Source organism: Blautia faecis (assembly GCF_020554845.1).
Taxonomy (GTDB): domain Bacteria; phylum Bacillota; class Clostridia; order Lachnospirales; family Lachnospiraceae; genus Blautia_A; species Blautia_A faecis.
On record NZ_JAJCIA010000014.1, the window covers coordinates 1 to 14176 of the forward strand.

At 35.7% G+C, this 14176-nt stretch carries 15 protein-coding genes and 3 pseudogenes; 10 read left to right on the forward strand and 8 right to left on the reverse strand.

Going from position 1 to position 14176, the window contains the following annotated elements:
- Positions 1–827 precede the first annotated feature (827 nt).
- From LIZ66_RS08560 to LIZ66_RS08570, 3 genes are read left to right on the forward strand one after another with little or no spacing between them, the layout of a single operon-like run.
- Positions 828–2930, forward strand: coding sequence for a penicillin-binding transpeptidase domain-containing protein (locus tag LIZ66_RS08560; protein ID WP_195983060.1), 2103 nt, complete (start codon positions 828–830; stop codon positions 2928–2930).
- Between the two features lie 40 nt (positions 2931–2970).
- Complete coding sequence (locus tag LIZ66_RS08565; protein WP_062807810.1) at positions 2971–4128, forward strand: DUF6070 family protein; 1158 nt, start codon at positions 2971–2973, stop codon at positions 4126–4128.
- On the forward strand, positions 4115–5362 hold the full coding sequence (locus LIZ66_RS08570) for a DUF6070 family protein (protein WP_059085548.1): 1248 nt from the start codon (positions 4115–4117) through the stop codon (positions 5360–5362). The genes LIZ66_RS08565 and LIZ66_RS08570 overlap by 14 nt, the downstream gene beginning before the upstream one ends.
- Positions 5363–5389: 27 nt before the next feature.
- Here the strand turns inward: LIZ66_RS08570 and LIZ66_RS08575 are convergent, their stop codons facing one another.
- Together LIZ66_RS08575 and LIZ66_RS08580 are read right to left on the reverse strand one after the other, a co-directional pair.
- On the reverse strand, positions 5390–7186 hold the full coding sequence (locus LIZ66_RS08575) for a BlaR1 family beta-lactam sensor/signal transducer (protein WP_227201022.1): 1797 nt from the start codon (positions 7184–7186) through the stop codon (positions 5390–5392).
- A 10-nt stretch (positions 7187–7196) separates the two neighbouring features.
- Positions 7197–7571 (reverse strand): BlaI/MecI/CopY family transcriptional regulator, encoded by a 375-nt coding sequence (locus LIZ66_RS08580; RefSeq protein ID WP_092073165.1) that lies wholly within the window; start codon positions 7569–7571, stop codon positions 7197–7199.
- 118 nt (positions 7572–7689) lie between these two features.
- Here LIZ66_RS08580 and LIZ66_RS08585 point away from each other — a divergent pair, with 118 nt between their 5' ends.
- A complete protein-coding gene (locus LIZ66_RS08585) occupies positions 7690–8103 on the forward strand; it encodes a winged helix-turn-helix domain-containing protein (protein WP_005426519.1) in 414 nt (137 codons plus the stop codon).
- Between the two features lie 23 nt (positions 8104–8126).
- Here the strand turns inward: LIZ66_RS08585 and LIZ66_RS08590 are convergent, their stop codons facing one another.
- Together LIZ66_RS08590 and LIZ66_RS08595 are read right to left on the reverse strand one after the other, a co-directional pair.
- A complete protein-coding gene (locus LIZ66_RS08590) occupies positions 8127–9506 on the reverse strand; it encodes a relaxase/mobilization nuclease domain-containing protein (protein WP_195983063.1) in 1380 nt (459 codons plus the stop codon).
- Positions 9455–9796 carry a plasmid mobilization protein gene (locus LIZ66_RS08595; RefSeq protein WP_005426517.1) on the reverse strand — a complete coding sequence of 114 codons (342 nt, stop codon included), beginning with the start codon at positions 9794–9796 and terminating at the stop codon, positions 9455–9457. Before LIZ66_RS08595 ends, LIZ66_RS08590 begins: the two co-directional genes overlap by 52 nt.
- A gap of 400 nt (positions 9797–10196) precedes the next feature.
- On the opposite strand from LIZ66_RS08595, the gene LIZ66_RS08600 reads away from it, so the two are divergent.
- Positions 10197–10556: an MmcQ/YjbR family DNA-binding protein gene (locus LIZ66_RS08600; protein ID WP_195983064.1), complete on the forward strand. Its 360-nt coding sequence runs from the start codon at positions 10197–10199 to the stop codon at positions 10554–10556.
- 53 nt (positions 10557–10609) lie between these two features.
- On the opposite strand, the gene LIZ66_RS08605 is transcribed toward LIZ66_RS08600, so the two are convergent.
- The 3 genes from LIZ66_RS08605 to LIZ66_RS08615 all read right to left on the reverse strand — a co-directional run bounded on the left by LIZ66_RS08605 (position 10610) and on the right by LIZ66_RS08615 (position 11494).
- Complete coding sequence (locus LIZ66_RS08605; protein ID WP_173736013.1) at positions 10610–10948, reverse strand: type II toxin-antitoxin system RelE/ParE family toxin; 339 nt, start codon at positions 10946–10948, stop codon at positions 10610–10612.
- The gene (locus LIZ66_RS08610; RefSeq protein WP_173719209.1) at positions 10935–11108 is read right to left on the reverse strand and encodes a hypothetical protein; all 174 of its coding nucleotides are present in this window, start codon (positions 11106–11108) and stop codon (positions 10935–10937) included. Before LIZ66_RS08610 ends, LIZ66_RS08605 begins: the two co-directional genes overlap by 14 nt.
- Before the next feature lie 143 nt (positions 11109–11251).
- On the reverse strand, positions 11252–11494 hold the full coding sequence (locus LIZ66_RS08615) for a helix-turn-helix domain-containing protein (protein ID WP_227201021.1): 243 nt from the start codon (positions 11492–11494) through the stop codon (positions 11252–11254).
- Between the two features lie 193 nt (positions 11495–11687).
- Between LIZ66_RS08615 and LIZ66_RS19235 the strand changes: the two are divergent.
- From LIZ66_RS19235 to LIZ66_RS08630, 3 genes and pseudogenes are all read left to right on the forward strand, one after another.
- A pseudogene (locus tag LIZ66_RS19235) lies at positions 11688–11837 on the forward strand (sigma factor-like helix-turn-helix DNA-binding protein); the annotation flags it as partial.
- 15 nt (positions 11838–11852) lie between these two features.
- Positions 11853–12140 carry a helix-turn-helix domain-containing protein gene (locus LIZ66_RS19240; protein ID WP_227201023.1) on the forward strand — a complete coding sequence of 96 codons (288 nt, stop codon included), beginning with the start codon at positions 11853–11855 and terminating at the stop codon, positions 12138–12140.
- Positions 12141–12564: 424 nt separating this feature from the next.
- Positions 12565–12786, forward strand: coding sequence for an excisionase (locus LIZ66_RS08630; protein ID WP_021650362.1), 222 nt, complete (start codon positions 12565–12567; stop codon positions 12784–12786).
- 61 nt (positions 12787–12847) lie between these two features.
- Here the strand turns inward: LIZ66_RS08630 and LIZ66_RS19245 are convergent.
- Positions 12848–12952: pseudogene (locus LIZ66_RS19245) on the reverse strand (DUF6783 domain-containing protein); the annotation flags it as partial.
- Here LIZ66_RS19245 and LIZ66_RS19250 point away from each other — a divergent pair.
- Both LIZ66_RS19250 and LIZ66_RS08635 read left to right on the forward strand, forming a co-directional pair.
- Positions 12929–13033: pseudogene (locus tag LIZ66_RS19250) on the forward strand (DUF6783 domain-containing protein); the annotation flags it as partial. The pseudogenes LIZ66_RS19245 and LIZ66_RS19250 overlap by 24 nt on opposite strands.
- 236 nt (positions 13034–13269) lie before the next feature.
- Positions 13270–13746: a low molecular weight protein-tyrosine-phosphatase gene (locus LIZ66_RS08635; RefSeq protein WP_227201020.1), complete on the forward strand. Its 477-nt coding sequence runs from the start codon at positions 13270–13272 to the stop codon at positions 13744–13746.
- Positions 13747–14176: the final 430 nt, after the last annotated feature.

Sequence of the window (14176 nt, forward strand, 5' to 3'; positions counted from 1 at the left end):
CTATCCCCTCAAGATTGAGGGGCAGGGGAGTTGAAGTGTCGAAGACACTTTTTTATGGACTTGGAAGATTATAAATCGGAACTGGAAGAGAGGGAATGAATTCAAGCCAGAGTGCAGTATAGCAGGTGAAAGATGAGAAGCGAAGGAAAAAGTGTCAGCATTGAGAAGTGTTAACAGGTATATATTGGAAGAATTCAGCCAGGGGAACTCTGGCTGATATAAAAACACATCTGCAGAAATAGTGACTGAAGAAATTTTGAGTAGTGGAATTGGGAAGAAGTATTTAGATACTATAATAAAGAGATTAGCTGGCTTGTATACTAACAGAGAGGACATAGTAAACAGATTTGCGTTATTATCAGGGATTGTAGGGAGATTCCGAAGAGCTTTTGTTCAGATGATGAAACAATAGGATTGGTACAGGAAATATATGGAACAAAAGTTAATAAAGGGATTTGTTGCGTTTTCTGCTATAATAATCTGCCAGCAAAGAATGTGTTGTCTGAATATGTTTGTGATTATAAGAAACGAGCAGGGTTATTTCAAAGATCTGCAGATTTAGAGTAGTTCTTTTTTTCTGAGAGAAAAATTAAAAATCGTTTTTGGTTCTTCTGGAGAGTGATTATAGCGTTTGGGAAACATCCGGAGAAACCATTACCTCAGGGTGTCGGTAAAGTTCTTTATCAAAGAGGGCTTTGAGATGCCCTTTCTTTTTTATGCAAATCTTTTCTCTTGTCTACATATATAAACCTAAGAAAAAGCTTGACGTTTAAATGTTACAAGTGTAATATTTAAGAAAATATGAAAAAAAGGAGAAATAAAACTATATGAGAAAAAAGAAAAGAAAAAAACACACGAAGATTATTACAAAAATAGTTTTATTTAGCGGTATATTGATTGGTGGTGGAATCGGTATTGTAACAATAATGAATTGTAATGTTCCTGAAAAAAGACTAATGGAATATATGAAATATATTGAAAAAGGGGAATATGAGCAAATGTATGCCATGCTGGATCAGAAAAAAAGCAGCATGAACAGTAAGGAAGAATTTATAGAACGAAATTCTAAAATATATGAAGGCATTGAGATGTCTGATCTGTCCATAACCGATATTACAGTAAAAAGACAAGAAAACGGAAATGCGGCAGTTTCCTATACAACAAATATGCAGACTGCTGCAGGAAATGTAGAATTTACCAACGATGCGGTATTTTCACATGATTGGACAGGATATCATTTAATCTGGCAGGATCAGTTGATTTTTCCAGAGTTATCTGCAACGGATAAAGTTCAGGTAACGTCAGAAGAGGCAAAGAGAGGAGATATTTTAGACAGAAATGGTCGTCAGTTGGCTGGAGAGGGAACTGCATCTTCGGTAGGAATTGTTCCGGGCAGGATGGAGAACAGAGAAGATACAATAAAAAAACTGGCAGAGTATCTTGGAATTGGAGCAGACGAAATTGAGGATAAGTTAAAAGCCGGTTGGGTAAAAGCAGATTCTTTTGTACCAGTAGCAACAATTCCTAAAATACAAGAGGTCGATCTTTTGACAGCGAATCCGGATAAAACTGTTCTGGAAGAAAAAGAAAAGCAGGACACATTATTGAAGATTCCAGGTATTATGTTATCTGATGTAAAAGTACGAACTTATTATCTAAAAGAAGCTGCCTCTCATCTGGTAGGGTATGTACAGGCGGTTACAGCCGAAGATTTGCAGGAACATAAAGGGGAAGGGTATCGTACAAACAGTGTGATTGGAAAGACTGGACTGGAAACGCTTTATGAAAAAGAACTAAAAGGAACAGATGGGTGTGAAATCTGTATTGTAGATGCAAATGGAAATAAAAAAAGTGTTATTGCATATGAGCCTAGAAAAGATGGAGAAGATATCCATACTACGATTGATGGTGATCTTCAAAGTACTCTTTATGAACAATTTAAAGAAGACAGAGGATGTTCTGTAGCTTTGAATCCTTATACAGGGGAAGTATTGGCGTTGGTAAGTACGCCATCTTATGATAATAATGATTTTGTACGTGGAATGGACAACAGCCAGTGGAGTGCATTAAATGAAAATGAAGACAGGCCTTTATACAATCGCTTTCGCCAGACATGGTGTCCTGGCTCAACTTTTAAACCTGTAATTGCTGCAATTGGATTAAAAGTGGGGGCATTTACTGCAAATGACGATTTTGGAAATGAGGGTCTGGCGTGGCAGAAAGATTCCTCGTGGGGAGATTATACAGTGACTACACTTCATGATTATGAACCTGTGATCTTGAAAAATGCGCTTATTTATTCAGATAATATTTATTTTGCAAAAGCAGCATTAAAAATTGGTGCGGATCAACTGATGCAGTCTCTAAATCAAATAGGATTTAATCAGGAACTTCCATTTGATATTAAAATGTCAGAGTCCCAATATTCTAATATGGACAAGATAGAAACAGAAATCCAGCTTGCTGACAGTGGGTATGGACAGGGACAGATTCTGGTAAATCCTTTGCATCTTGCAAGCATTTATACGGCTTTTCTAAATGATGGAAATATGATAAAGCCATATCTTCACGCGGATGGTGGAAGCACTTCCAGTGAAATCTGGATAAAAGATGCTTTTTCACCACAAATTGTTTCGGAGGTTATGGAGGGGTTAGAGGGTGTAGTGAATAACCCGGAAGGAACTGGTTATGGAGCATGCCGGGAAGACATTAGATTAGCAGGAAAAACCGGAACAGCGGAACTGAAAGCTACAAAAGAAGATACATCTGGAACAGAAATTGGCTGGTTTACAGTTTTTACTACAGATAGAGATACAAAGAATCCTATTTTGCTCATCAGTATGGTAGAGAATGTGAAAGATATTGGAGGAAGCGGTTATGTGGTGGAAAAGGATAAGGCGATACTGGATGAATATCTTGGTAATGAATAATTTTTACCTTTAAATATTACAAATGTAAGAGGAAAATGATATGAAAAAAATTTGGAAAATATTTGTGGGAGTTATTTTTCTTGCTGTCTGTAGTGGATGTGGCATAAAGAAAGAGCAGAAAAAGACAATTGAAGATACGAAAGAAAAAATTTACAGAGAGTGTGAAATGCTAGCAGAAGGCTATCGGAACATATATGAGAATGCTGTGAAAGAAAATGCACTATATGAGCTGAGTACAATACAAAAAAGTATGGATTATTTTGGAAAATATGGATATGCAGTAATTGATTCCTACAATCAGCTGGATATGGTTCAAAGTATTAAAGTAGATGATTTTTTGAAAAAAGCAGAAAAAGAGAAGAATGGAAAAACTACTATATTTCAAGTTATAGCAGGGGATCATTTTATCCGGTATGATCTGAAAACCAAACAGGGGAAAATAGACGTTGAAGTAAGCTCTTTTAAATGGAAAGAGGACACTTGGCAGGAAACATATTATCATGAGTTTAGAGCTAATTCATGGAAATATACAGAAAACGGGCATTTCTTTATAGAAGAATATCATCCGGCAGGATATGATGGACCGTCTGGATATCGGGACTTTCGGGTAGCACCGTTAAATAAAAAATGTCGGGAGTTGAATCGAAAATATATACTTCCTTTTGGATATACACTTAATAAATTGTTTACTTCTAATTGGAGTGAAAAAAATTATGATGGAATAAATTTTTATGATGTTTTTGATCGTTTACTTTCAATGGAAGAAAAAACTGATGAATTTAAGGAAGGAAAGACTTATGAAATCCCAAAAGAATCATTTGAAACGATATTTCAAAAATATTTTAATATAAGCGCAGAGATACTGCAGACAGGAACGGTATTTCACACAGAAATACAGACATATCGGTATCGAACCAGAGGAATCGTATATGATTTTGCTCCCACACCATATATTCCATATCCGGAAGTTGTTTCCTACATAGAAAATCAAGATGGAACAATAACACTGGAAGTAAATGCGGTATGGCCACAAAAAGAATTAGATCAGGCGTTTTGTCATAGCGTAACCATTCGGCTGTTAGATAAAGATAGATTTCAATATGTATCCAATTATGTATCAAGGTCAGAAATAGAGGTTACCTGGTATACAGAAAGATTATCAGACGAAAAGTGGGAGGAATGTTATGGAGATAATTGATATGATTACAAAAAGAAAACTGAAAAAGATGATGAGCGTTTTATTTATTTCGGGATGCTTTTTCATAGGAAATACAAAATGTAAAGGGGCTGATTTAGAATATATTTCACAGGAAACTGCGAATTATGCTGTACAAGAAAGAGGATATGATTTGCCAGTAGATGAAGTCGTGAAAGAAGAAGCTATTGAAGATTGTAAGAATGTTATGAATCAGATGAAAGTCATTTATCAAAAGGCGGATAAAGGGACTTCATCGAATATAGTAGTTTCTGAGACAGTAATGGAAGAAATGCAGGAAGTATTAAAGGAAAAAAATGTCCCCGTTATTACATCAGCACCGTATTCAAATATGGCTAATTATTCTAAAATGGAAGAATTTCTTTTCAGGGCAGAACAGGATCTGACAGGAGATATCGTCTTATATAGGATTAACAGGGATGGTGGGATAGAAAGACTCAAATTCAATTATGATGGGACAGATATGTATTTGCTGGCTGTGAAAGCTGTTTGGGGTATGAATGACAATCCATCTATTGTATATGTTTCGTATACAAGGATAGAAGAATGGAAATATACAGAAAAAGGCTGGTTTGGTTATACGCTATGCGTTCCAAAGTATCCGGAAGTATCAGAAGCGGTTGATGGCAGTTCTATGATAAGAATTAAACCTTTAAGTGATGAATGCAGGGAAGTTTCAAAGAGGTGTGTGTATTTGCTTGGATATCAGGGGAATAATCTTTTATGTTCTGATTGGGATAGATCTGATATGGAAGGGTTAGATTATAATGGTTTATATGAATATTTATATCGAATGAAATACGGGGAGAGATATGAGTTTTCAGGTAACTCAAGTGGAATTCCGGCAGAAGAGTTTGAAAATCTGATAATGGAGTTTTTGCCGATAACAGCAGATCAAATTAAAAAATGGGCAGTATTTGATTCGGAACATCAAACTTATGACTGGGAACGATTAGGCTGTTTAAATTATAGCCCTACTCATTTTGGAACATCTTTACCGGAGGTCGTTGAAATAAGAGATAGCGGAGAGGGAAACAGTGTGTTGGTTGTTGATGCTGTATGTGATACATTTATATGTAATGATGCCGTTATTACAAGTGAGCTGACTGTTAAGTTCAACGATGATAAGAGTTTTAAATATATGGGGAATAAAATTCTGAATAATGGTACGAAAGAAGTTCCCAAATATCAATATAGAATAAAAAGAAAGAACTGATAACAACTATCAGCCCTTTCATATTTGTTAATTCCATATATGTAATTTTTTTAAGATATCAGAAGTGATTTCAAATGCTTTTTTGCCAGTTGCATTAGAATCACTTTGGATATTGGTTGCAAAATAATAGCTGTTATCGGAAGTTTCTACATATCCGATAAACCAGCCGTTGATATCCTGTCCGTTGACACGACCGGTTCCAGTTTTTCCGTAGAAATTACCATTAGGTGTACTGGCAATTTTTATAGCATTTTTAACAGAAAATACATTTTGAGAATTTAGATGGAATTCATTTGTGTTAAATTTTTTTAATAATGTTACTTGCTCTAAAGGCGAGATTTTTAATGAAAAATCGGACCAGTATAAATCCAGATTTGAACTGGTTGTTTGGTTTCCATATTCTATTTTATTCAAAAATTCCTGGACTCTGTTAATTCCGAGCTGCGAATCAATTGCCTGGAAATACCAGTTAACGGAATTTTGCATAGCAGAGTTTAAATCCTGATCAGCTTCCCAGGATGGAAAAGGAAAGGCATCACCATTCCATGTCATGGAAGAGTGTTCTGGTGTGATGATTCCGGATTCCAACCCTAATAATGCATCGTATATTTTGTAGGTAGACTCTGGCGGAATACGTTTGGTGGCTTCTTCAAGATCGTATATTTTCCAGGAATCCAAATTATTGTCATACAAAACAAATGATCCATCATATGTTCCAAATGTTTCGGATATATCTAACAGGGAGATATTTTTGTCTGTATCACTAAAATGATATACGCTTTGAGTAGAGGCATCAACGGATAAAATGGGTGTACATCCAATAAAAACAGCACTAATGACCAGATAAATTATCAATGCTCTCATTTTTTGATAAAGAGTTTCTTTCCTAAAAACGGCGATGTTGAGAATACGTCGTTTCATCTGCCTGAAATTTCCGGACATTCCAACTGCCAGTGGAGAGGAAAAAGAGGATATTTTTTCTGCAAAATTAATCAGTGTAGTTCCATAAGCTTGGTATTCATCAGCAGAAATCATCTGCAATACAGCAGAATCACAGGCTATTTCACGGTCACAGAGAATTTCTTTTAAAGTGTACCAAACAAAAGGGTTAAACCAGTAGAGTATATTACTTATGACCATGAGGAAGCCAATAAATGTATCTTTGTGACGGTAATGCTGTAATTCGTGTAGCAGCATAAAACGCATATCATCAGGATTCAGTTCGGAAATTAAATGGATGGGAATGTAAATTCTGGGATGTATTATTCCGATTAAAACTGGTGATTTTAAAAATGCAGTACTGTAGACTGATACTGGGTGAGAGATTTTAAGTTCCTTTAAACAATTGTAATAAATAGTTTTTACCTGCTGATTTTGAAGCGGGAGAGCAGATCTTTTTATGGAACGTACATAGTTTAATGAATGAAGGGTGAGGACTGACATAATCATAACACCCGTTATCCATATTAGAAAGAGTATGGTATTCAAGCCTCCCAAAAATTGACTACTGATGGAAACTGAAAAATCATTCACCTGGTTTAACAAAATATTTTGTGTATTACTGGTAAGTTCGGATAGCGTGTCGGTACCAGAGTTAAGTCTTGAGTCAGTTTGAAAAAAATGTAACCATGAAAAAAGTTGTGAGCCATGAATCTGTACAGGAAAAAATGGCACGGCAAGTAGTAAAAATAAAAGAAAACAGAGATGGTACTGTGTAGCCGCAGATAAATATTTTTTCAGAAGTTTTTTTGTTCCGATTATTACAAGTGTAAAAATACATATGAAGATATTACTGATTAAAAAGTGGATGATCCAGTTGCTCATTCAAAACCTCCTATTTCTGATGTTTTGATAATAAATGGCGTAAGTTATCAATTTCTGTTGAAGAGAGCTTATCGTCTTCAAGGTAAGAAGCCAGCATAGAAGAAAGATTTCCATTATAATATCGCTTTAAAAAAGAATTGCTTTCCTGGCGTATATATTCATCTTCTTGGACTAATGGAGTATAGACAAATACCCGGCTTTGTTTTTCGTAGGAAAGAGCTTTTTTGGAAACAAGTCTCTTGATAAGAGTTTGAATTGTTTTTGGACTCCAGCTGGTAGTTAGAGTAAGTTTTTCTGTAATTTCATTTGTATTGATGGGAGCATATTTCCATACAATTTTCATAACTTCAAATTCGGCTTCTGAAATTTGGGGTAGTGACATAATAAAATCCTCCTGCTAAATCCTACATATGTAATAAATATATTATATTACTTGTAGAAGAAAAAAGTCAAATGGCAGATGATATATAGAATATAAAATTAATAATGTAGAGGCAATAAAGGTGAAAAAGATAGAAATTATTGAGAGAATCACAGATGCTAATGGAAGCATAAGTGAAAACATATTGACTAGCTGGGAACATAAAAACCAATTCATACCGGAAATTATAAGGTTTGGAGAATTAAAAATATATCTACAGGAACGAATTGTTAAAAAGAATGATAGTGATGTTCATCTTTCAAAATATGAATATGATATTTTACTTCTTTTAGCGAAAAGTCCAGGTAGAATATTTGGAAAAGAAATGGTTTATGATCTGGTATGGAATGAACCTTATTCCGGTGATTATAATGTGGTTATGCGACATATCTGCAATATCAGAGAAAAAATAGAAGATGATCCTGGACAACCATTATATATACAAACAGTACGAGGTGTAGGATATCGGTTTAATGGGAATTTAGGCAGCGAGTGAAATCGCTGCCTATTATTATGGTTTTACAAAGAAGGGAGTTGGTTATGAGAAGATCTTTGTATTTCAGGAGCATCCTGTTTGAGATATTTGGACAGGTTTTGCTGTATCAATTCCAACTCTTTTATTTCTTGCTTAAAGGAAACGTATTGAGTATTTAGTGCTTTCTTTCTGGAAATAAGATCTGAAATTTGCTTTTGTAACTTATTGGAATTAAGATGCTTCAGATCCATGCCATTTTCCTGTAAAATATGTTCAGCACCCGCGAAAAGAATAATTTGAGATTCATATTTACGGAAATAACGATCTGGATCTTTGGAGCTTTTATAATGGTCGTCATAAATTTTATTTTTTTGATATTGTTCGGCATATTTTAGCATTTCTCGAAGATGGTGTATCTGAGACTCGAGAGAAACAACAGAGGTATTTACCTCTTTTTGCTGCATATGTAACAAGGCTATGCGGTCTTCAAGTTCTGAAAAATTATGTAGATTATGTGTGAGCATCTTGTTATATTCAGCAGAGACAATTTTTAAATTTTCTTTATTTGCCCATTTCTGAAGCCCAATGTTTCCTGCTATATTGGGAGCATTGGTATCTATTAATTTGTTATGAACAGAAGGAAAAATAGCTTTCTGACGTTTATTTTCAATGCGTTCTTTGATACGTTCTTTAGTAAAATTTTTTCCTAAAGATTTAGCACTTCCACGCACTGGACGGGACATATCGGGAGAACGAAAGGTAATGTATTTTCTGCTGTTTTCGCCAAATTCTGCGTTTTTTATTTCATATCCTTTAGCTTCCATAAATGCAAGAAATTCTGAGTAAGTGGAAACGATTCGGATTGTCTGGTTGATATCTTTTCGCAGCTGCGCTTTTTTACTGGATTCAGATTTATTTGCAGCCCATTCATTGTATTTCATTCCTTTTTTACCATCTGGCATAATTGTGGACAGGTTATGTTCCTGGCATAAAGTGTCGCTGAGATTTCGTATTTTCCAGTAATTCTTTTTACAGTCATGATAATGAGAAAAAGTGATGTTATCTGCAGAACAGAAAATTAAATGGTTATGTACATGACCTTTATCAGTGTGTGTTGTCAGAACATAGGAGTATTTTCCCTCCAGTAAGCGATCCGCAAGTTCTTTGCCAATTTGATGGGCTTCTTCATAGGAAACTTCACCAGGGGAAAATGCCTGAATCAGATGAAATGCCTTATTTGTATTGTGCGGATCTCTGCAGTCATGTGTATGATCCAAAGTGTATTTAAAGTCAAGAACGGCTGTTTCGGGAGAGCAGGCAAAGGAAGAAATATATAGATTCTGGTCAGTTTTATCTGGATTGCAGATGTATTCTATTGCTTTATCAACGGTTGTTTTGATACCATGGATTTTTGTAACTGCCATATTTTTTCCATTAACTCCTTTATATCGTCCAGGTCCTTTGGGTAAACTGTATTGGTACTGTTTATACGATGGGTGATCTGATTCAAATTGCTGCTGATATTGCCCAGCAGGGTATTCATTTTTCGGATATGAGAGTAGTCTACTTCATATACAAATCCATATAAGATCATTTTCCGTAGAAAGGCAGATTTGCTTTTCATCCTGGAAAGACGATATTTTTCTTCTAAAATGTATTGTTCGTCATCATTCAAATAAAATTGTACGGGATGAATTCTGGTACGTTTGCTCATTGAAATCCTCCAATTCGTTTTTTTCTATAAAAAAGAGTACAAAAAAACTGTCTAACCAGTTCGGCTATGACAGTTATGGTACTTGGTTTTATGTTGGTTTGGACAGATGTATCTGTAAGTTATTTTAACAGGACTGGGTGAAAGCGTCAAATTAAGAAATTATAAAATATGAGAGGGCCAGGGATACTCCCTGATACATTTTGGTAGAATGAACCGGAAAGGGAATTTGACAAAATGAGCCAGTTGTCATGACACTGGCAGTGCTTGCTTCTTTTGGGGTGTAGCCTGCAAAGCAGGCTATGCAAAAGCTATAAAACATAAATGGAACTGTGAGAAGTGGTTGAGAATATAATCCTGATAGCGTATAATCAGAGCAAGAAATCGTAAGTGAGGGATAAATTTGAAACGTGAGGAAATTTTTCAATATGTGAAAGAGCAATATGGAACGGAACCGGAATATTTATGGAAAAAAGATCCTGATTCTGCGGTGCTTCGACATAAAAATGGAAAATGGTATGCTATAATTATGGCAGTGGAAAAGAAAACACTGGGATTAGAAGAAGATGGAAAAATTAATATCCTGGATGTAAAATGTGACCCTGATCTGGTTGGGATGTTAATTCAAACGTATGGATTTTTACCGGGGTATCATATGAATAAGCGACACTGGATTACGATTCTTCTGGATGAATCTGTCAGTGAAGCTAAGACGCTGGATTTTCTGGATATGAGTTATGATTTAATTGAAAGTGGGAAGTAATTAAAATTAAAAAGGAAGCCTTTCAGAAAAATCTCTGATCGGCTCCCAGGTATTCATTCTGGATATGTATAAGTTGATCTTTGCAACAGGATATTTTCCCAATCTCGTTCATGGCGCAGCACTCGGAGAATATGAATCTCTTTTGTTTCTTCCATTATAATATAAAAAATAATAGAGGGCGGAAAAGATCTTTTATGTATGGAATATCCTCTGTACAGAATTTGAGTTCGGGGAAAGGCAGTACTGAACTGGCTTAAATTCTGCATTTGTTCTTTCAGATCAGATTGAAAACGGTCAGCATGTTGCTGGCCGTTTTCTTCTTCAATATAATCTGCAATGTCGGTGACATCGTAAATTGCTTCCCAGGTTAAAATAATTTTATATTCTTGCATTTCTTCGTGCATCCCTTAATTCTGTGATTTTGCGAAAAGCATCTTCCAGTGGCAATTCACGACCAGCTTCCATATCATCAATTCCCCGGTCTAACATGCGGAGAAGATGATTGTTTTCCTGGTTATTATCGGTTGTAGGGACTTTTTTTGTTAATTCCATGAAATCACTCCAATCATACGGTTTATAAATAGTGTATGTTGTTCAGAAGTATCTATCCATAGTTTAGCATAGAATGGGCAGCAATACAATTGAATTATTTTGCAGGAGCGTCCGTCAGACCAAGAAGATTTTCGCAGGAAACATTAAATACTTCGGCCAGTGCGACAACTTCGTAGTCGGGAACGAAACGGTTCAGGAGGAACATTTAAAGCGCGTACCAGTTTTCTGATTTTATGAAAACTGGGAACTCGGCCCCCATTTTCAATTTCCTTTAAATATCGGCTGGACATTTCTGCTTTTTCAGCTAATTCCTTATAAGTCAATTTTTGCTCGTGTCGGGCGTTCTTAAAAAACAATTCCAGTTCTTTATCTGTTTGTTTTGGCATATGATACACCTCCATGTTTAGTGTATAGTTCCCTTTCTTGAAAGAAAATGAACTAATATTTCACTAAAAAAGAGGGTGATATTTCACTTTTTAAAAGACATATAAAATTCTAAATTTCCGTAAAACAGATCCGGAGTATTGGAAAGATTAAGAATTATATTGTCTGGTATCATATCCGTCATTACGTGACGGATTGATTGCTGAAGCACTGCAGACACTTACTGAAAAGAAAAGGAATGTTGTGTTATTATCATATTTTATGGATATGAGTGATGCAGACATTGCCAGAGAAATGAATCTTGTACGCAGCACAATTAATGAGCATCGTAGACGATCACTGGAACTGATGAGAAAAAATATGGAGGAATCTGCAAATGAAAAAAGTAAAAAACAGAAATGCGCATTTGATTTGCTGCCATTCCATGTTATTGAGGCAGCATCAACTGGTGATACTGAGGCAATCCGGGCAGTGTTGAAGCATTATGAAGGGTACATAACAGTTTTGGCTACCAGAAAAATGTTTGACGAATTTGGACAGGTGCATTACTGTGTAGATGAAACTCTGCGTCAACACTTGGAAGCAAAACTGATTACTAAGACCTTGGGATTTGATACGAAATCATATGTAAGGAAAAGTAATCAGTAAAGGGAGTATTTAATATAGATTCCTTTTCCCCTTCAGGAATTTTTGTACCTTGAAAATTGTATATTGTTTTACATACAGGACGTGAAGATATGTAGAGCCACTAGGTAAATCCGCCATGATATATCTGCTCTGTTAATGGAGTAAATACGAGGAAATGCTGAAATATAACATTGAAGTAAAGGTATGGAGCGAGAAGAATTTGACAAAATGTGCAGCAGCTGCACAGGGCGACGAAGCATATCTGTAATAATGATACTTCCAGAAAAGATCTGGTCATATTTAATGACGGTGCAAAACCGATGTGGGCAGAGTACTGAACTGCCACCTGTATTGTAATTTTATCTGCCGATGACAGTATATAAAATTGTAAATTGTCATGGGCAGATAAAAATGTTTTGTCCAAAGAGAAAAGGAGGAGAGAAGAGTGGCGATTAAAATTGAAAAAGGTAAGATTCCAATTTGGGAAAAATATATGCTTACGGTGGATGAAGCAGTGCAATATTTCGGAATAGGTGAAAAGAAAATAAGGATGCTTATTTCGGAACATCTAAATTCAGAATGTTGCTTTACAGTCCAGGTGGGGTGTAAGTCGTTGATTAACCGTAAGAAATTTGAGGCCTTTCTGGATCAGACTACGTCTTTGTAAAAAATATACGAACAATTTAGTGCTTTAAAGTGGAAATGTTAGCCCTGGTATGATATAATTCCTATATCGTGCTAGAGCCTGTTTGAAAAATCATTCCCGCAATCTGCACGCCCCACTTTGCGGGAGATTTCACCCGAATTCGGTTGCCGTAGCCCGCTACGGCGCCCTCATCCGAGCGAAATCTCCCACAAATTGTGACGCACATCTTGCAGAAAGCCTTTTTCAAACACGCTCTAGGAAGAGATGAATAGGAGTGCAAAACCGGCATAGTATGATAAAATAATAGAAAAAAATTAAAAATAATCTGATTATAAGGTTCTTAGGAAGCCTGTTTTCCAGGCTGGTTATTACTAAGAAGTTACTAAATTTGGATAAGAAAATATACGAATTTATGCTGTGATATACAGGAAAATGACAGGATTGAAGATTATCGGAAAATGCCTGTAAACAGCGTAAATACAGCATTTCAAGGAGTTTTAAGCAATGATAAGAGTGTTATTTGTCTGCCACGGCAATATCTGCCGCAGCCCAATTTCTGAATTCGTTATGAAGGATATGGTTACGAAACGAGGTATCAAGGCTAAATTTTACATTGCGTCTGCAGCCACTAGTACAGAGGAAATCTGGAATGGAATCGGGAATCCGGTTTATCCGCCGGCAAAGCGGGAATTGGCAAAGCATGGGATTTCCTGCGAGGGGAAAAGAGCGGTACAGATCACCAAAGCAGATTATGGAAAATATGATTATATTCTGGGAATGGAAGAGAGAAACATTCGGAATATCTTGCGAATTGTAGGAAAGGATCCGGAAGGGAAAGTGAAGCTCTTACTGGATTATTCAGATAATTCCAGAGATATTGCTGATCCGTGGTATACGGGGGATTTTGAATCTACTTATAGAGATGTAGTAGAAGGCTGCGAAGGATTTCTTGCGTATCTGGAGAAAAATGAGAAGATATAGGTTGGAAGAGTATACGCAATATGATAAACGTAATGATGAAATAAAAATAGTAAAAACAAAAAAACAATGCAAAAATGTGCATTTTGAACATTTTCTATTCCCTATTCTAGTGACAATTTTATTCAACAGGGCTACAATAACCTCAATCTAAGAATTTCGCAATGACGATCTAATGCAATAAAAATATCATTAGAAACACGTCTCATAAAATGTCAGAGGCGTGTTTTCTATATGATAAAACTTTAACAAAAATACAAAAAAACGGAAAATTGTGTTGATTTTATCCCTCAGATATGTATAATATAGGATAAGGAAAAGAGGAATCAATCCGGTTCCATTCCTTTGGTTTTGTACCATAGAGGCTGTGACCGCAGGTAATATTCTTTGATATGTATTACGGTGAGATGCGGACTGAAGCTATAAATCTGCA